This is a genomic window from Burkholderia sp. AW33-5, assembly GCF_053427615.1.
On record NZ_JBSAXA010000014.1, the window covers coordinates 1 to 16,534 of the forward strand.

The following is a 16,534-nucleotide window of genomic DNA, read 5'->3' on the forward strand; positions in this document are numbered from 1 at the left end:
TAGCTATATTGCTTGACTGAGTGCGCAGATCATCATCTACTCAATGCCCCCGTCGCGCCTTCCTCACCACCATCCACCGCGGCACCCTGAACCTGACGATGCTGATATACAGCCACACATAGGTCAGCGCGAACAGCACCACAAAAACGAACAGGTGCACCGTGTGCCGCCAGAACAGCGTCGCCGGAATCACGGCAACGAGGCACAGCAGCCAAAGATAAGGTGAGGTCAGCGAATTCCGCCGCGTGAGGTCATGCGCATGCTTCGTCCCGACGGCCCATCGCATCAGCCGCTTGTACACGAGCATGTGCAGGTGCACGCCGTCCGGAATCCCCGGCGACATCCCGCGAATGAATTTCTTCCGGTAGATCGAGAAGCAGGTCTCGAAGATCGGATACATGAACAGCAGCACCGGATACCACGCCGACACTTCGCGATTGCGCATCACCAGCATGATCGCGAGCTCGGCGAGCATGAAGCCGATGAAATACGCGCCGCCGTCGCCGAGGAAGATCAGGCCGGCCGGGAAATTCCACAGAAAGAAGCCGAGCACGGCGCCCATCATGATGATCGACGCGGACATCACGACCGGGTCGTTGACGTGGAATGCGACGTAGGCGAGCGACGCGAACATCATGAAGCTGACCATCGACGCGAGACCGTTGAAGCCGTCGATGATGTTGATCGCGTTGGCCAGCGCGGCGACCGCGAGCACCGTGATGAACGCCGAAATGGCCACGTAGTGGAGCAGGAAGTCGAGCGGCGGCACGCTGATGCGCGTGACCGCGATGTTCAGCAGCCAGAACGCCAGCGCGGCCGCGCCCATCGTGCACAGCAGCCGCGCGCGCGGCGACACGCGCTTGGTCAGGTCCTCGACGAGCCCGGAGAGGAACGCCGGCATCCCGCAGGCCACGATGCCGAGAATGCTGCCGGCGATCGTCGGATAGCGCCGGGTCAGGAGCAGCGCGGCAATGACGACGCCGGCGAGGATCCCGATGCCCCCGACGCGCGGCACGGGCCGCACGTGGAATTTCTGCACGCCGGCCAGATCGCTGTCGATCGAGAATTTCTCGTGCAGATGCGCATAGCGCACGATGAACAGCGTGACGAGCAGGGAGACGATGAAGCCGGACGCGAAGCTGAGCATGGGATCGCTCGAAAAATGGACAGCGGATTATACAAAACCGCGGGGGTTCCCCTCCTGCCATTTCCAGTGGTCGGCACACATCTCCTCGATCCCGAGCGTCGCGCGCCAGCCGATGAGGTCGGCGGCGGCCTGCGGATTCGCGTAGCACTCGGCGATGTCGCCCGGGCGGCGCGCGACGAGTTCGTACGGCACCAGGCGGCCCGACGCCTTCTCGAACGCGCGCACGACTTCCAGCACGCTGTAGCCCTGGCCCGTGCCGAGGTTCACGACGAAGCTCGCATCGCGCTTCGCGAGCGCGTCGAGCGCGGCGATGTGCCCCTTCGCGAGATCGACGACGTGGATGTAGTCGCGCACGCCGGTGCCGTCCGGCGTCGGGTAGTCGGAGCCGAACACGCGCAGCTTCTCGAGCTTGCCGACCGCGACCTGCGCGACGTACGGCATCAGATTGTTCGGGATGCCGGCCGGATCCTCGCCGATCAGCCCGCTCGCATGCGCGCCGACCGGGTTGAAGTAGCGCAGCGTCGCGATGCGCCACGACGGGTCCGATACCTCGAGATCGCGCAGAATCTGCTCGGCGATCAGCTTCGACTGGCCGTACGGGTTGGTCGCGGACAGCGGGAACGATTCGTCGATCGGCGAGCGCTCCGGCACGCCGTACACGGTGGCAGATGAGCTGAACACGAATTGCTTGACGTTGCGCTCGCGCATTACCTTCAATACGGTCAGCAGGCCGCCGAGGTTGTTCTGGTAGTACTCGAGCGGTTTCTCTACCGATTCGCCGACGGCCTTGAGGGCGGCGAAGTGGATCGTGCCGGTGATCGGGTGCGAATCGAATACCTCGGCGAGTGCGGCTTCGTCACAAACGTCGACCTGATGGAATGCCGGCGTCCTGCCCGTGATCCGCTCGATGCGCCGGACGGACTCGGCCTTGCTGTTGACGAGGTTGTCGACGATCACGACATCGTAGCCGTTGTCGAGCAGTTCGACTGTCGTGTGCGAACCGATGTAGCCCGCACCGCCGGTGACGAGGATGGTGCCTTTAGCGCTCATTGCTCATGTGCTCCTTCAAAATGTGATGCCGGTGAACGTATGGATGGTACGCCTGTAACGTTCGACGACCTGCTGCTCGTCGAATTCAGCGGCGACCTTGCGGCGGCCGCGCGCGCCCATCGCATCGCGCCCGGCGGTCCCGAGTTCGATCATGCGGATCAACTGCTCGGCGAGGCTCGCGCTGTCGCGCACGCGGCACAGGAAGCCGGTTTCGCCGTCGGCCACGACGTCGCGGCAGCCCGGCACGTCGGTCGCCACGATCGGGCGGCCCATCGCGGACGCTTCCATCAGCGTGCGCGGCACGCCCTCGCGGTACGACGGCAGCACGACGCAATCGGCCGCCGCGATGTGCGGGCGCACGTCGTGCGCCTCGCCGAGATACTCGACGACGCCTTCGCCGACCCACGCGTCGACGTCCGCGCGGCCGATCGCGCTCGGATTGTCGACGCCGAGCGGCCCGAGCAGCTGGAAGCGCGCATCCGGGTAGCGGGCCCGCACGACGCGTGCGGCCTCGACGTATTCGCGCACGCCCTTGTCCCACAGCAGCCGGCCGATCAGGATGAACACCGGGCCGCGGCCGGCGGGCAGCGGCGCCGGCGCGAACTGTTCGAGATCGACGCCTTCGCCGTGCAGCAGCCGCGCGCGGTCGGGGTGCGCAAGCAACTGCTCGTCGGTGAAGGTCGCGAGATCGTCGCGGTTCAGGAACCAGACTTCACGCGGAAAGCGGAACGCGAACCGGTACAGGCGCTTCGCGACACTGGCCGCGCGGCTTTTCTGGATGAACACGTAGCCGAGGCCGGTGGTGACCGCGATCGACGGCACGCGCGCGAGCCACGCCGCGACCGACCCGTAGATGTTCGGCTTGATCGTGTAATGGAACACGAGATCGGGCTTGAGCGCGCGGTAATGGCGCACGAGCGCGGCAAGCGTGCCGAGATCCTCGCGCGGGCTCGTGCCTTTCGACGCGACGGCGAGCGCGACGTAGCGGCAGCCCATTTGCTCGAGCAGCGGCACCGTGCGGTCGTGCGGCGCGATCACGATGACCTCGGCGCCGCGCGCGACGAGCGCACGGATCAGCCCGTGGCGGTACGTGTAGATCGCCCAGGCCGTGTTGCAGACGAGCGCGATGCGCAGCGAGGAGGTAGCGGACATGAAAAAAAAGAAAAAATAAAGCGTCGAAAATGCCGGATGCGGGCTAGGGCCTGTTCACGCTAATAACGGGCTTGCGAACGTGCCTTGCCGGCCGTATTGCAAGAAGCAAGGAGCGCCGTTTGGCCGAGCCAAACAAGCGACGCGCGACGCCGCAATACGGCCGGCAAGGCACGTTCCCCTGTTTTGTAAAATTCATTCGTGGGGCTGGCTCCCAGAAGGGCCGATCGCCGCGTCATTCTCCTCGCGAATACGTCGAGTATTCGCTTCGTCGCATTCCTTGCGCTCGGCCCTTCTGGGGGCCAGCGCAAGCCCGTTATTAGCGTGAACAGGCCCTAACCGGTCGGGCGCGCCGCGAACAGCGTCCGCTTGATCCGCTGCAACGTGCGGTACGGCGTCACGAAATGCAGCAGGTTCTTGGCGAGGCCGGCCCAGTCGTACGGGTTCAGAACGTTGAAGTGTCGCAGCAGCAGCGATAGCGTCGATATCAGCTGGCGGCGGCGCTTGGTCGCGCTGATCCCGCCCTCGTTGAGCTCGTAGTAGAGGCCGAGCTCGGGCAGGTTCGCGCAATCGTAGCGTTGCATTAACCGTAAAAAAAGATCGAGATCCTCGGCCGCGCGGTACTTCGCCCGATAGTTGCCGACTTCGCGCACCGCGTCGATGCGCAACATGACCGATGGATGCACGAGCGGCGAGCGCAGGAAGCGCGTGCGGCGCAGCGTGCGCGGATCGGCGGGCGGCGTCAGCATGAAGCGCGGCTCGCCGGCGCGCGACACGACCTGGGTCCACATGCCGACGCAGGCCACGCGCGGGTGGGCGTCGAGATACGCGCGCTCTTTCGCGAGGCGCTGCGGCGCGGCGAGGTCGCCGGCGTCGATGCGGGCCGCATAGCGGAAGCCGCGCGCCGCGAGCGCGTCGATGCCGGCCTCGAGCGCGCGCTCGATGCCGCCGTTTTGCGGCATGCGCAGCACCTCGACCGCGAGGCCGGGCAGGTCGGGCGCCGCGATCGGCGGCGTGCTGCCGTCGTCGACGATCAGCACGTGCACCGGCGCGTCCTCGCGAAACGACGCGAGGGTGCGCACGACGTCGTCGTGGCCGTTGTAGGCCGGCATCAGCACGGCCACGTCGTCGAGCGGGGGCGGGCAATCGGGAGACGTCATGGGCGCAGCTTGATACGAATGTAATAAAAATTAACGGCGGCGGCGGCAACATAGCCGGCCGCCAGCCCGACGAGCGCGCCGTACAGGCCGAGCGGGGGGATGGCGAACACGTTGACGAGCGCGGCGATCGCGAGCGCGAGCACCCATTTCGCCAGCAACACGAATTTTGCTTGATATTTGAGAACGATAAGATTGCCTATCGCCTCGATGCCGGCCGGCACGGACAGCCAGACGGCCCAGCGGAAGATGTCGACCGACGCCTCGTAGCCGCGGCCGAACACCTTGCCGACGATGAGCGGCGCGGCCGCGTCCAGCACCAGCGCGCCGACCGTCATCAGGCCGGCGGTCATCGCGATCAGCCGGACGATGTTGCGGCGCAGCCGCGCGATGTCCTGCACGCGGTACACGAACGCGGGCGCGATGGTCTGCGCGAGCATCAGTGCGAGCGTGATCCAGTTCTCGTTGAGCTGCTGGGCCGCCGAATAGCGGCCGAGGTCGGCGAACGACACGTGACGCTCGAGCATCAGGCGGTCGAGCTTCAGGAACAGATACATGCAGATCAGGCCGAGCCAGAACACGGTGCCGGCGGTGGCGAAGTGCCCGAACAGCGGTTTGTCGAACGTCCAGCCGAGCGTGCCGCCGTTACGATGGCGGTAGTAGAGCAGCAGCGCGAAGCCGATCGCGGCGGCCTCCAGCGCCCACAGCCACGCGAAGCGGGCGGGGCCGGCGGCTGCGCGGACCAGCAGCCAGACGCACAGCGCCTTCGCCAGCGCGGTGACCATGCTGGTCACGAGCTGCGGCTTGCTGTAGGTCATGCTCTGCAGCCACGCGTTGATCACGCCGACGAACGGTTCGCGGAACACCATCGTGACCGCGAGGCCCGCGAGCATCGCGCCGACGAGCGGGTCGAACGCGCCGGCGCCGATCGCGACCCAGGTCGCGACGAGCGCGGCGGCGGACACGCCGATGCGCAGCGCGAATGCGCTGCCGAGCACCGCGCCGAGTTGCGCGGGCGGGCGCTGGACGATGGTCGGAACCAGGATTTCGGCGCCGCACACCCAGGTGAGCGGTGCCAGTACGAGGAGAAGCGTATTCGCATACTGCCATTTGCCGAACACGTCCGGCCCGAAATAACGGGCCAGAAGACCGCTGATCGCGATCGCGACGCCGATCTGCGTGAGCCGTTCGAGCCCCAGCCAGACGAGGTTCGCGACGGCCTTCGCGACGTCCGGGTTGCCGAATCGCTTCAGCATGCGGGGCAGCCGCACGCGCGCGAGGCGGCCGGCAGGGCGCCCGGAGGCGGCAGGGTGGCGGCGGCGGAACGGCTAGGCATTAAAATGGACGGAATCCGCGTCATCAAAACCCGCGATTATAAGTTGGATCGGGGCCGCTCCAGCCGTCCCGTTCCTTGCAGCGCCGGGCCCGCATGTATGATGCCGGGCATGCGCGAAAGGCGGCCAGATTATTTTCCATGCACGCAACCGAGAGAGAATCGATGATCTCCCAATCCATCTTCAAGGCATATGACATTCGCGGTGTGGTCGGCAAGACGCTCGACGCCGACACGGCGCGCGGGATCGGCCGGGCATTCGGCAGCGAAGTGCGCGCACAGGGCGGCGACGCGGTCGTCGTCGCGCGCGACGGCCGCCTGTCGGGGCCCGAGCTCGTCGGCGCACTCGCCGATGGCCTGCGTGCGGCGGGCGTCGACGTCGTCGACGTCGGCATGGTGCCCACGCCGGTCGGCTATTTCGCGGCGAGCGTGCCGCTTGCGCTGAAGGGCGGCGAGCGTCGCGTCGATTCGTGCATCGTCGTCACGGGCAGCCACAACCCGCCCGACTACAACGGCTTCAAGATGGTGCTGCGCGGCGCGGCGATCTACGGCGAGCAGATCCAGGCGCTGTACCGCCGCATCGTCGACGAGCGCTACGAGACGGGCAGCGGCTCGTACGAGGCATTCGACGTCGCCGACCAGTACATCGAGCGCATCGTCGGCGACGTGAAGCTCGCGCGCCCGCTGAAGCTCGTCGTCGACGCCGGCAACGGCGTCGCGGGCCCGCTCGCGACGCGCCTGTTCAAGGCGCTCGGCTGCGAACTCGTCGAGCGCTTCACCGACATCGACGGCACGTTCCCGAACCACCACCCCGATCCCGCGCACCCGGAAAACCTGCAGGACGTGATCCAGGCGCTGAAGGACACCGATGCCGAGCTCGGCTTCGCGTTCGACGGCGACGGCGACCGCCTGGGCGTCGTCACGAAGGATGGCCAGATCATCTTCCCGGACCGCCAGCTGATGCTGTTCGCGGAGGAAGTGCTGTCGCGCAACCCGGGCGCGCAGATCATTTACGACGTGAAGTGCACGCGCCATCTCGCGCAGTGGGTGAAGGCGAAGGGCGGCGAGCCGCTGATGTGGAAGACGGGCCATTCGCTCGTGAAGGCGAAGCTGCGCGAGACGGGCGCACCGCTCGCGGGCGAGATGAGCGGCCACGTGTTCTTCAAGGATCGCTGGTACGGTTTCGACGACGGTCTCTACACGGGCGCGCGCCTGCTCGAGATTCTCGCGAAGGCGGCCGATCCGAGCGCGCTGCTGAACGCGCTGCCGGACGCGATGAGCACGCCCGAACTGCAGCTCTGGCTCGACGAAGGCGAGAACTTCCGCCTGATCGAGAAGCTGCAGAAAGAGGCGAAATTCGACGGAGCGGACGAGGTCGTGACGATCGACGGCCTGCGCGTCGAATACCCGGACGGCTTCGGCCTCGCGCGTTCGTCGAACACGACGCCGGTCGTCGTGATGCGGTTCGAATCCGAGACCGAGGAAGGGCTCAAGCGCATCCAGGACGACTTCCGCCGCGTGCTGACGGCCGCGAAGCCGGACGTCAAGCTGCCGTTCTGAACCCTGGCGGCCCGCGGGCCGCCGCCGGCGCGACGATGGTCGAACGATCGTCGCGCCATCCCCGAAAAGCGGCGCACGCCGACGGCGTGCGGCCGCTTTTTGCCTGTGTGGTCCCCCGGGCGCGATAAAATCGCGTCTTTATGCCTGTCGCCGGCCGTCCGCCGGCGTTTTTTCAGCGTGCAAAAGATCCTGATCGTGCGCGTGTCGTCGCTGGGCGACGTCGTGCACAACATGCCGGTGATCGCCGATATCCGGCGTCGCCACCCCGACGCGCAGATCGACTGGCTCGTCGAGGAGAGCTTCGTCGACCTCGTGCGGCTCGTCGACGGCGTGCGCGACGTGCTGCCGTTCTCGCTGCGCCGCTGGCGCAAGAAGCCGTTCTCGGGTGCGACGTGGCGCGAGATCCGCGCGTTCCGCAAGCGCCTCGCGGCCGAGCAGTACGACCTCGTGATCGACTGCCAGGGGCTCATCAAGACGGCCTGGGTCGCGAGCTGGGCGCGCGGCCCGCTCGCGGGCCTCGGCAACCGCACCGACGGCGCGGGCTACGAATGGCCGGTGCGCTTCTTCTATCGCAAGCGCGTGCCGATCGCGCCGCGCACGCACGTGGTCGAGCGTTCGCGCCAGCTGGTCGCGGCCGCGCTGGGCGACCCGGCGCCGACGCCGGCCGATCCGGTCGACTTCGGCCTCGATACGCGTGCGGCGGCGCTCGCGGTCGCGGCGCTCGGCCTGAACCTGCCGGTGCCGTACGTGGTGTTCGTGCATGCGACGTCGCGCGCCGACAAGCAGTGGCCGGACGCCGCCTGGATCGAGCTCGGCCAGGCGCTCGTGCGGCGCGGCGCGTCGCTCGTGCTGCCGTGGGGCAACGACGCGGAGCGCGCGACCAGCGAGCGGCTCGCGAAGGAGTTCGGCGCGGCGGCGATCGTGCCGCCGAAACTGTCGCTGCCGGCCGTCGTCGGCCTGATCGACGGCGCGGCCGCGACGGTCGGGGTTGATACAGGTCTGGTTCACATCGCGGCCGCGCTGAAGCGTCCGACGGTCGAACTGTACAATTTCGCGACGGCCTGGCGCACCGGTGGTTACTGGTCGCCGAACGTCGTCAACCTCGGCACGGCGGGGCAGCCGCCGTCGATCTCGCAGGTGAAGGCGGTGCTCGCGGGCTTCGGTCTGCTGTGATGCCCGTCTTGCCTGCCCTGCCCGTCACGCACGCGAACCGATCATGAGCGAATCCCAGATCATCGAAGTCCCGTCCGCCGACTGGAGCGGACACAACCTGTCGGTGCCGCGCGAGCAGCTGCTCGCCGCGGTCGAGGAAGGCAAGGTGCTGTATTTCCCGCACCTGCGCTTCGCGATCGAAGGCGGCGAGGAAGCGCTGCTCGATCCGGCGCTCGCCGATCCGAAACGCAAGAACATCAGCCTCGCGCCGAACGGCGGTGCGCTCGCCGGCGTGCTCGGCGACAGCGTCACGCAGTCGGCCGTGCGCGCGCTGGTCGCGCGCTTCCAGCAGCAGGCCGGCACGCTCGTCGACGGCCTCTTTCCCGAATACCGCGGCAAGCTGCGCGTCGCGCCGACGAGCCTGCGGCTGATGCAGGTCGAGACGCGCCAGACGTCCTGGCGCAAGGACGACAGCCGGCTGCACGTCGACGCGTTCCCGTCGCGGCCGAACTACGGCGAGCGGATCCTGCGCGTGTTCACGAACGTGAACCCGGCCGGCCAGCCGCGCGTGTGGCGCGTCGGCGAGCCGTTCGAGGACGTCGCGAAGCGTTTCCTGCCGAAGATCCGGCCGCAGTTCCCGGGTTCGGCGTGGCTGCTGAACCTGCTGCACGTGACGAAGTCGCCGCGCAGCGCATACGACCACCTGATGCTGAACCTGCACGACAGCATGAAGGCCGATCTCGACTACCAGAAGACCTGCCCGCAGCAGACGATGCCGTTTCCGCCGGGCAGCGTGTGGATATGTTTCTCGGACCAGACTTCGCACGCTGTGATGTCCGGCCAGTTCATGCTCGAGCAGACCTTCTTCCTGCCGGTCGACGCGATGGTGCGTCGCGAATGCGCGCCGCTCGGGATTCTCGAGCGCCTGCAGGGCAGGGCGCTGGTTTGAGCGCGCACCGCATCCTTCACGGTTTCGGAGCCCGCGCATGCTGAGGGCGATCTATCGCGCGCTGTGGTGGCTCGTCGCGCCGATCGCGGTCATCCGGCTCTATGTGCGTTCGCGCAAGGAGCGCGGCTATCGCGAGCACATCGGCGAGCGCTTCGGTCACGTCGCGGGCCGGTCGCCGGACGATCGCACGCCGCTGATCTGGGTGCATGCGGTGTCGGTCGGCGAGACGCGCGCCGCGCAGCCGCTGATCGACGCGCTGATGCATGCGCGTCCCGACGCGCGCATTCTGCTCACGCACATGACGCCGAGCGGTCGCGCGACCGGCGAGCAGATCTTCGGCGATCGCGTGCTGCGCTGCTATTTGCCGTACGACATGCCGGGCGCGGTGCGGCGCTTCCTGCGCGCATGGCGGCCGACGCTGGGTCTCGTGATGGAAACCGAGGTGTGGCCGACGCTGATCGACGAGTGCCGCCGCGCGGACGTGCCGCTTGTGCTGACCAACGCGCGGATGTCCGCGCGCTCGCATCGACGTGCGGCGAAGTTCGGCGCGGCGACGCGCGACGTGTTCGGCGGTTTCTCGCGCGTGCTCGCACAGAGCCCGGCCGACGCGGAGCGGCTGACGTCGCTCGGCGCACGCAACGTGACCGTGCTCGGCAACCTGAAGTTCGACATGACGACGCCGCCTGAGCTGGCGGCGCGCGGCCATGCATGGCGCGACGCGATCGGCACGCGGCCGGTGTGGGTCGCCGCCAGCACGCGCGAGAACGAAGAGGCGCTGGTGCTGCAGGCGTTCGCCGCGATGAAGACGCCCGGCGCGCTCCTCATTCTTGTGCCGCGTCATCCGCAGCGCTTCGCCGAAGTCGAGGCGCTCGTCGAGCGCAGCGGGTTCAAGTGTGTGCGGCGTTCGGTGTGGGGTGCGGACGCGGCGGCGCTCGCCGCGGGTCTGCCCGCCGCGGCCGAACCGTTGCCGGCCGACGTGACGGTGCTGCTCGGCGATTCGATGGGCGAACTCGGTGCGTACTATGCGGCCGCCGACGTCGCGTTCATCGGCGGCAGCCTGCTGCCGCTCGGCGGGCAGAACCTGATCGAGGCCTGCGCGGTCGGCGTGCCGGTGCTGATCGGGCAGCACGTGTTCAACTTCACGCAGGCGACCGCCGATGCGGTCGCGGCCGGCGCGGCGATGCAGGTCGCGGACCCGCTCGATCTCGCGCACGTGCTCGACGCGCTGTTCGCCGACAAGGCACGGCGCATCGCGATGGGTGCGGCGGGCGCCGCGTTCGCGTCGCGCCATCGCGGCGCGACGGCGCGCTCGGTGGACGTGCTCGCGGCGTTGCTGCCGCCGGTCGAGCGCGGCGGGCGCGCGATGCACGGCGCAGCCGACGCATCCGACGACTAAGCGGGCGGCGCAAGGCCGTTTCCCCCGGGTAGACGTGGCGGCATGCTGCCGCCGCGTCGCTCACACCGTCAACAATCCCTTCTTCTCGATGAACGCAATCACGTCCGCGACGCCGTCGAGCGCCTTCAGGTTCGTCATCACGTAAGGCCGCTCGCCGCGCATCTTCTTCGTGTCCGACGCCATCACGTCGAGGTTCGCGCCGACGAGCGGCGCAAGGTCCGTCTTGTTGATCACGAGCAGGTCGGACTTCGTGATGCCGGGGCCGCCCTTGCGTGGAATCTTCTCGCCGCCCGCGACGTCGATCACGTAGATCGTCAGGTCCGACAGCTCGGGGCTGAACGTCGCCGCGAGATTGTCGCCACCCGATTCGATGAACACGATGTCGGCGTCGGGAAAGCGCGACAGCATCCGGTCGACGGCCTCGAGGTTGATCGATGCATCCTCGCGGATCGCCGTATGCGGGCAGCCGCCCGTTTCGACGCCCATGATGCGTTCCTCGGGCAGCGCGCCCGCGACCGTCAGCAGGCGCTGGTCTTCTTTCGTGTAGATGTCGTTCGTGATCGCGACGAGGTCGTAGCGCTCGCGCATCGCCTTGCACAGCATTTCTAGCAGCGTGGTCTTGCCGGAGCCGACCGGGCCGCCGATGCCGACGCGCAGCGGCGGCAGTTTCTTGGTGCGGCGGGCGGAGGAGGGAGCGGGTGCGTTCATGGCGTGGGTGGGATTCAGGAGCGGAACAACCGCGAATACTGGGTTTCGTGCCGCGCGGACAGGATGCCGAGCTGCGGCGCGAACGTGTTGATGGCGTCGGGCGGCGTCGCGAGCGCGCGGCGCACGGCCGCGTCGATCGCGCCGCGCAGCGCGACGATGATGCGCTGGCCGGCGAGCTGGCCGAGCGGCACGGCTTTCAGCGCGGCCGACGTCTGGTTCTCGACCCAGCCGAATGCGTAGGCGGCGAGCGTCGCGTCGGCGCCGGCATCGTGCGCGGCGGCCGCGTAGGCGAACGCCGTCGGCAGCGCGATCGGCGAGATCGACGCGAGCGTCGCGCGGCGCGCGGCATCGCCCCATTCGAGCGACGCGCAGAGTTGCGCGAGCGACCAGCCCATCTGCTCGGTTTCGCGGCGCAGCTCCGACGATTCGCGGCTCGCGACGAACCACGCGTTCTCGCGTGCGAGCGCATCGGCGTCGTGCGCGTGCCAGCGCGCGAGCTGGTGCGCGAGGAACGGCAGCTCGCCGTGCGCGAGCACGTCGGTCAGCCCGCTCGCGATCCAGTCGCGCGCGGTGTCGGCGTCGCGGATCAGGTTCGCGTCGAGCGCGGCTTCGAGTCCCTGCGAATAGCTGAACGCGCCGATCGGCAGCGCGGGCGACGCGAGATGCAGCAGCGCGACGAGCTCAGTGGTGGTCATGACCGTGGTGGCCGTGCGCGCAGCCCGGACCATGCTGATGATCGTGATCGTGATCGTGATCGTGATCGTGCGAGTGGCCGTGATGTTCGCCGAATACCTGCTGCGCGAGTGCGTAGTCCTCGGCGAACGTCGCGTCGTGTCCGTGCTTGTGGCCTCCGCCGTATGCGCCGGCTTCCGGCTGGAACGGTGCGCTGGTTTCTTCGACCTGCGTGCCGAGCCGGCGCAGCATGTCCGCGAGCACGGGATCGGCTTCGAGCTTCAGGTAGCCGTCGCCGATCTCGACCGGCGTGTGACGGTTGCCGAGGTGATACGCGGCGCGCACCAGCGTGAGCGGATCGGCCGCACGCACGAGCAGTACGGTCTCGGGCGCCGCGGCGACACGCACGAGCGCGCCGTCGTCGGCGACGAGCACGTCGCCGTCGCGCAGCACGGTGCCGCGCGGCAGCAGGACCGCAACGTCCTCGCCGGTGTCGAGCGTCGCCGCGAGGCGGCTCTTGCAGCGGGCGTCATAGGCGAGCGTGAGCGTCGGCGCGCGCGCGACGAGCGACGCGGCGAGCTTCACGTTCGGGGCAATGCGTTTGTCGAGGGTGCGCATGGAACGAAAAACCGGAAATCAGAACAGGAAATAGCGCTGCGCCATCGGCAGCACCGTCGCCGGCTCGCAGGTGAGCAGCTGGCCGTCGGCGATCACGTCGTAGGTTTCGGGATCGACGCTGATCGACGGGCGCCATGCGTTGTGGATCATGTCGGCCTTCGTCACGTTGCGGCAGTTGCGCACGGGCACGACGCGCTTCGCGAGCCCGTAGCGTTCGGCGATGCCCGCATCGGCGGCCATCTGCGACACGAAGGTCAGCGACGTGCGCGCGAGCGCACCGCCGCGCGTGGCGAACATCTCGCGGTAGTGAACGGGCTGCGGCGTCGGAATCGATGCGTTCGGATCGCCCATCTGCGCCATGGCGATCATCCCGCCCTTGAGGATCATCGACGGCTTGATCCCGAAGAACGCGGGCTCCCACAGCACGAGGTCGGCCCACTTGCCGGGTTCGATCGAACCGACTTCGTGCGCGATGCCGTGCGTGAGCGCCGGGTTGATCGTGTACTTCGCGACGTAGCGTTTCGCGCGGAAGTTGTCGTTGCGTGCGCCGTCCTCGGGCAGCGCGCCGCGCTGCACCTTCATCTTGTGCGCGGTCTGCCAGGTGCGGATGATCACTTCGCCGACGCGGCCCATCGCCTGCGAGTCGGACGACAGCATCGACAGCGCGCCGAGATCGTGCAGGATGTCCTCGGCCGCGATCGTCTCGCGGCGGATCCGCGATTCGGCGAACGCGAGATCCTCGGCGATCGACGGATCGAGGTGGTGGCACACCATCAGCATGTCGAGATGTTCGTCGAGCGTGTTGATCGTGTACGGGCGCGTCGGGTTGGTCGACGACGGCAGCACGTTCGCCTCGCCGCACACCTTCAGGATGTCGGGCGCGTGGCCGCCGCCCGCGCCTTCGGTGTGGTACGTGTGGATCGTGCGGCCCTTGAATGCGGCGACCGTCGATTCGACGAAGCCGCCTTCGTTCAGCGTGTCGGTGTGGATCGCGACCTGGGTGTCGGTGTCGTCGGCGACCGACAGGCAGTTGTCGATCGCGGCGGGCGTCGTGCCCCAGTCTTCATGCAGCTTCAGGCCGATCGCGCCGGCCGCGATCTGCTCGACGAGCGGCTGCGGCAGGCTCGCATTGCCCTTGCCGAGGAAGCCGAGGTTGATCGGCCAGCCATCGGCGGCCTGCAGCATCCGCTCCATGTGCCACGGGCCCGGCGTGCAGGTCGTCGCGTTGGTGCCGGTGGCCGGCCCGGTGCCGCCGCCGAGCATCGTCGTGACGCCCGATGCGAGCGCCTCGTCGATCTGCTGCGGGCTGATGAAGTGGATGTGCGTGTCGATGCCGCCGGCCGTCACGATCAGCCCTTCGCCGGCGATCACTTCGGTCGCCGCGCCGATCGCGATCGTCACGCCCGGCTGGATGTCCGGGTTGCCCGCCTTGCCGATCGCGGCGATGCGGCCGTGCTTGATCGCGATGTCGGCCTTCACGATGCCCCAGTGATCGAGGATCACCGCATTCGTGATGATCGTGTCGGGCACGTCGGCGGCCACCCGCTGCGACTGACCCATCCCGTCGCGGATTACCTTCCCGCCGCCGAATTTCACTTCCTCGCCGTAGGTGGTGAAGTCGCGTTCGATCTCGATCAGCAGTTCGGTATCGGCGAGCCGCACGCGGTCGCCCGTCGTCGGCCCGAACATTTCCGCGTATGCGCGGCGGCTCAAGCGTAGTGTCATGTGCTGTTCCTGAAGAGCGGGGCGCGGCTTACAGCGGCCCCATCACCTTGCCCTGAAAACCGTAGACGGCGCGTTCGCCGGCCAGCTCGACGAGCTCGACGGTGCGCGTCTGGCCCGGCTCGAAGCGCACGGCCGTGCCGGCCGCGATGTTGAGCCGGAAGCCGCGCGCGGCCGCGCGGTCGAACGACAGCGCGTCGTTGACTTCGAAGAAGTGGTAATGCGAGCCGACCTGCACCGGGCGGTCGCCGGTGTTCGCGACGACGAGCGAGACCGTCGCGCGGCCCGCGTTCAGTTCGTGCTCGCCGTCGTCGGTGAGGATTTCGCCGGGGATCATGCGTGCTACCTCGGTCACGGAATCGGGTGGTGGACGGTGACGAGCTTGGTGCCGTCGGGGAAGGTCGCCTCGACCTGGATGTCGGGAATCATCTCCGGCACGCCTTCCATCACGTCGTCGCGCGTGAGCAGCGTCGTGCCGTAGTGCATCACCTCGGCGACGGTCTTGCCGTCGCGCGCGGCTTCCATCAGCGCGGCGGTGATGAACGCGACCGCTTCCGGATAGTTGAGCTTCAGCCCGCGCGCGCGGCGGCGCTCGGCCAGCAGCGCCGCCGTGAAGATCAGCAGCTTGTCCTTTTCTCGGGGAGTCAGTTTCATGAAGGCAGTCGTTCAGGAAAACGTAATTTTTATCGGTGCGCGGGGTTCCGGCCGGGGCGCGGGTCATCGTAGCACCGCGCCGTTTTTCGTGCGTCGTGTAGCCGTTATGTAAGCAGCAAGGCGCGTGCCATGTCGATGGAAGGCACCTCGATGCGCGATCGTGGTGCGCGATGCATGAATCGTGGGCAGGGTGGGCGGCGCGGCTGCGCCGAAACGGTGCGTGGCGGGCCGCGCGCTCAGGTCTGCCAGAGGCGCAGCGGCCGTGCGTCGACGCCGTGCACGAGCGGCCGCAGGTAAAGCCAGCAGTCGGCGAAGTGACGCTGCAGCGCTTCCATCGACGTCGATACCGCGCGCACCAGCACGACGCCCGGCGTCACGCAGGTCGCGCCCGCGCGCAGTGCGTCGTCGAACGGCATCCGGGCGGCGAGCGCTTCGGCGAGCGCGGCATCGCACGCGGCGCCGGCCGCCCACAGCGTGCCGTACACGGGAAAGCCGCCAAGGCCCTGCAGCGCGCCGCGCAGCGGATCGTGCGCGTCGAGCAGCGCGCGCTCGGTCCATAGCGGCCGTCCGCCGGCATCGACGAGTGCCGAACCCGACGCGATGCGGCCGGCCGACCACGTTTCGCCGGCCGCCTGACGGCCGAGCTGCGTCGCGTCCCAGCCGATCGCGCTCGCGCCGGCGCCGAGCGTCACCGTGAAGTCGAGCGCGGCGTGGGCCGCGTCGAAGAACAGGTTGTTCTGCGGCAGCCAGTCGAGCTTCGCGTGCTCGCCGACCGTGATGCCGATGCGCTGCGTCGCGTCGAGGCCGTTCGACTTGTACCACTTGGTCGCGCCGGGTGTCGTCAGCACCGCGTGCGTGCCGTCGCCGAGCGTGATGTCGATGTCGAGCCGGTCGCCGCCCGCGACGCCGCCCGGCGGGTGAACGATGACCGCGTGGCAGATCGCGTCGCCTTCCGGATACAGCGGCCGCTGGACGCGCAGCGGGCCGTCGTGCAGCCGGTGGACGAGCGTCGTGCGCGCGCCGTGCCGCTCGAAGCCGAGTTCGAGACGGCCGCGCCACGACTTGGCGACGGCGGGGCGGGACAGCGGAGCGTGGGAATCGAGGGCGGACATCGGCGGGAAGCTGGAGACGGGCGCGGTGATCGGAGATGCTACCGCAACACTATACGCCTGGGTGTTCGGGATGCCGAACGAGGCGACGGGGAAGGGCGGCCGCGCGGCGGCGATGCCGACGTTCGTCCGGCATGCGTCGATCGCCGGCGCCTCGC

16 protein-coding genes are annotated in these 16,534 nt (G+C 68.3%); 4 read left to right on the forward strand and 12 right to left on the reverse strand.

The features are described 5' to 3' along the window. Positions 1-40: 40 nt before the first annotated feature. From ACV22V_RS21285 to ACV22V_RS21305, 5 genes are all read right to left on the reverse strand, one after another. The gene (locus ACV22V_RS21285) at positions 41-1,147 is read right to left on the reverse strand and encodes an MraY family glycosyltransferase (RefSeq protein ID WP_448015493.1); all 1,107 of its coding nucleotides are present in this window, start codon (positions 1,145-1,147) and stop codon (positions 41-43) included. Between the two features lie 27 nt (positions 1,148-1,174). After that, entirely contained in the window at positions 1,175-2,197 is a 1,023-nt protein-coding gene (gene galE / locus ACV22V_RS21290) for a UDP-glucose 4-epimerase GalE (RefSeq protein ID WP_448015494.1), read from the reverse strand. Between the two features lie 15 nt (positions 2,198-2,212). Then, positions 2,213-3,349 (reverse strand): glycosyltransferase family 4 protein, encoded by a 1,137-nt coding sequence (locus ACV22V_RS21295; RefSeq protein ID WP_448015495.1) that lies wholly within the window; start codon positions 3,347-3,349, stop codon positions 2,213-2,215. A gap of 332 nt (positions 3,350-3,681) precedes the next feature. Then, entirely contained in the window at positions 3,682-4,506 is an 825-nt protein-coding gene (locus ACV22V_RS21300; protein WP_448015496.1) for a glycosyltransferase, read from the reverse strand. Beyond that, positions 4,503-5,759: a lipopolysaccharide biosynthesis protein gene (locus ACV22V_RS21305; protein ID WP_448015497.1), complete on the reverse strand. Its 1,257-nt coding sequence runs from the start codon at positions 5,757-5,759 to the stop codon at positions 4,503-4,505. The genes ACV22V_RS21300 and ACV22V_RS21305 overlap by 4 nt, the downstream gene beginning before the upstream one ends. A gap of 242 nt (positions 5,760-6,001) precedes the next feature. Here ACV22V_RS21305 and ACV22V_RS21310 point away from each other — a divergent pair, with 242 nt between their 5' ends. From ACV22V_RS21310 to waaA, 4 genes are all read left to right on the forward strand, one after another. Continuing rightward, on the forward strand, positions 6,002-7,396 hold the full coding sequence (locus ACV22V_RS21310; RefSeq protein ID WP_059690756.1) for a phosphomannomutase/phosphoglucomutase: 1,395 nt from the start codon (positions 6,002-6,004) through the stop codon (positions 7,394-7,396). A gap of 177 nt (positions 7,397-7,573) precedes the next feature. Further along, the gene (gene waaC, locus ACV22V_RS21315) at positions 7,574-8,569 is read left to right on the forward strand and encodes a lipopolysaccharide heptosyltransferase I (protein WP_059530317.1); all 996 of its coding nucleotides are present in this window, start codon (positions 7,574-7,576) and stop codon (positions 8,567-8,569) included. A 43-nt stretch (positions 8,570-8,612) separates the two neighbouring features. Then, positions 8,613-9,497 carry a Kdo hydroxylase family protein gene (locus ACV22V_RS21320; protein WP_059530314.1) on the forward strand — a complete coding sequence of 295 codons (885 nt, stop codon included), beginning with the start codon at positions 8,613-8,615 and terminating at the stop codon, positions 9,495-9,497. Between the two features lie 37 nt (positions 9,498-9,534). Beyond that, positions 9,535-10,893: a lipid IV(A) 3-deoxy-D-manno-octulosonic acid transferase gene (gene waaA / locus ACV22V_RS21325; protein WP_448015498.1), complete on the forward strand. Its 1,359-nt coding sequence runs from the start codon at positions 9,535-9,537 to the stop codon at positions 10,891-10,893. 60 nt (positions 10,894-10,953) lie between these two features. Here waaA and ureG read toward each other — a convergent pair whose 3' ends face one another. The 7 genes from ureG to ACV22V_RS21360 all read right to left on the reverse strand — a co-directional run bounded on the left by ureG (position 10,954) and on the right by ACV22V_RS21360 (position 16,379). Next, on the reverse strand, positions 10,954-11,601 hold the full coding sequence (gene ureG, locus ACV22V_RS21330; protein ID WP_059690758.1) for an urease accessory protein UreG: 648 nt from the start codon (positions 11,599-11,601) through the stop codon (positions 10,954-10,956). A gap of 14 nt (positions 11,602-11,615) precedes the next feature. Then, the gene (locus ACV22V_RS21335; RefSeq protein WP_059530307.1) at positions 11,616-12,296 is read right to left on the reverse strand and encodes an urease accessory protein UreF; all 681 of its coding nucleotides are present in this window, start codon (positions 12,294-12,296) and stop codon (positions 11,616-11,618) included. Then, the gene (ureE, locus tag ACV22V_RS21340) at positions 12,283-12,891 is read right to left on the reverse strand and encodes an urease accessory protein UreE (protein ID WP_448015499.1); all 609 of its coding nucleotides are present in this window, start codon (positions 12,889-12,891) and stop codon (positions 12,283-12,285) included. The genes ACV22V_RS21335 and ureE overlap by 14 nt, the downstream gene beginning before the upstream one ends. Positions 12,892-12,909: 18 nt before the next feature. Next, positions 12,910-14,616, reverse strand: a complete 1,707-nt coding sequence (ureC, locus tag ACV22V_RS21345; RefSeq protein ID WP_059699397.1) for an urease subunit alpha — start codon at positions 14,614-14,616, stop codon at positions 12,910-12,912. A gap of 28 nt (positions 14,617-14,644) precedes the next feature. Beyond that, positions 14,645-14,950: an urease subunit beta gene (locus tag ACV22V_RS21350; RefSeq protein ID WP_059448107.1), complete on the reverse strand. Its 306-nt coding sequence runs from the start codon at positions 14,948-14,950 to the stop codon at positions 14,645-14,647. Positions 14,951-14,964: 14 nt separating this feature from the next. Next, positions 14,965-15,267: an urease subunit gamma gene (gene ureA, locus ACV22V_RS21355; protein ID WP_006048588.1), complete on the reverse strand. Its 303-nt coding sequence runs from the start codon at positions 15,265-15,267 to the stop codon at positions 14,965-14,967. 236 nt (positions 15,268-15,503) lie between these two features. Next, on the reverse strand, positions 15,504-16,379 hold the full coding sequence (locus tag ACV22V_RS21360) for an urease accessory protein UreD (protein WP_448015500.1): 876 nt from the start codon (positions 16,377-16,379) through the stop codon (positions 15,504-15,506). Between the last annotated feature and the right edge of the window lie 155 nt (positions 16,380-16,534).

Coding starts and splice junctions, on each gene's coding strand:
- ACV22V_RS21285 (WP_448015493.1), bottom strand. CDS start 1,147: ATGCTCAGCTTCGCGTCCGGCTTCATCGTCTCCCTGCTCGTCACGCTG.
- ureA (WP_006048588.1), bottom strand. CDS start 15,267: ATGAAACTGACTCCCCGAGAAAAGGACAAGCTGCTGATCTTCACGGCG.
- ureG (WP_059690758.1), bottom strand. CDS start 11,601: ATGAACGCACCCGCTCCCTCCTCCGCCCGCCGCACCAAGAAACTGCCG.
- ACV22V_RS21310 (WP_059690756.1), top strand. CDS start 6,002: ATGATCTCCCAATCCATCTTCAAGGCATATGACATTCGCGGTGTGGTC.
- ACV22V_RS21360 (WP_448015500.1), bottom strand. CDS start 16,379: ATGTCCGCCCTCGATTCCCACGCTCCGCTGTCCCGCCCCGCCGTCGCC.
- ACV22V_RS21350 (WP_059448107.1), bottom strand. CDS start 14,950: ATGATCCCCGGCGAAATCCTCACCGACGACGGCGAGCACGAACTGAAC.
- waaA (WP_448015498.1), top strand. CDS start 9,535: ATGCTGAGGGCGATCTATCGCGCGCTGTGGTGGCTCGTCGCGCCGATC.
- ACV22V_RS21295 (WP_448015495.1), bottom strand. CDS start 3,349: ATGTCCGCTACCTCCTCGCTGCGCATCGCGCTCGTCTGCAACACGGCC.
- ACV22V_RS21300 (WP_448015496.1), bottom strand. CDS start 4,506: ATGACGTCTCCCGATTGCCCGCCCCCGCTCGACGACGTGGCCGTGCTG.
- ureE (WP_448015499.1), bottom strand. CDS start 12,891: ATGCGCACCCTCGACAAACGCATTGCCCCGAACGTGAAGCTCGCCGCG.
- ACV22V_RS21305 (WP_448015497.1), bottom strand. CDS start 5,759: ATGCTGAAGCGATTCGGCAACCCGGACGTCGCGAAGGCCGTCGCGAAC.
- ureC (WP_059699397.1), bottom strand. CDS start 14,616: ATGACACTACGCTTGAGCCGCCGCGCATACGCGGAAATGTTCGGGCCG.
- ACV22V_RS21320 (WP_059530314.1), top strand. CDS start 8,613: ATGAGCGAATCCCAGATCATCGAAGTCCCGTCCGCCGACTGGAGCGGA.
- ACV22V_RS21335 (WP_059530307.1), bottom strand. CDS start 12,296: ATGACCACCACTGAGCTCGTCGCGCTGCTGCATCTCGCGTCGCCCGCG.
- galE (WP_448015494.1), bottom strand. CDS start 2,197: ATGAGCGCTAAAGGCACCATCCTCGTCACCGGCGGTGCGGGCTACATC.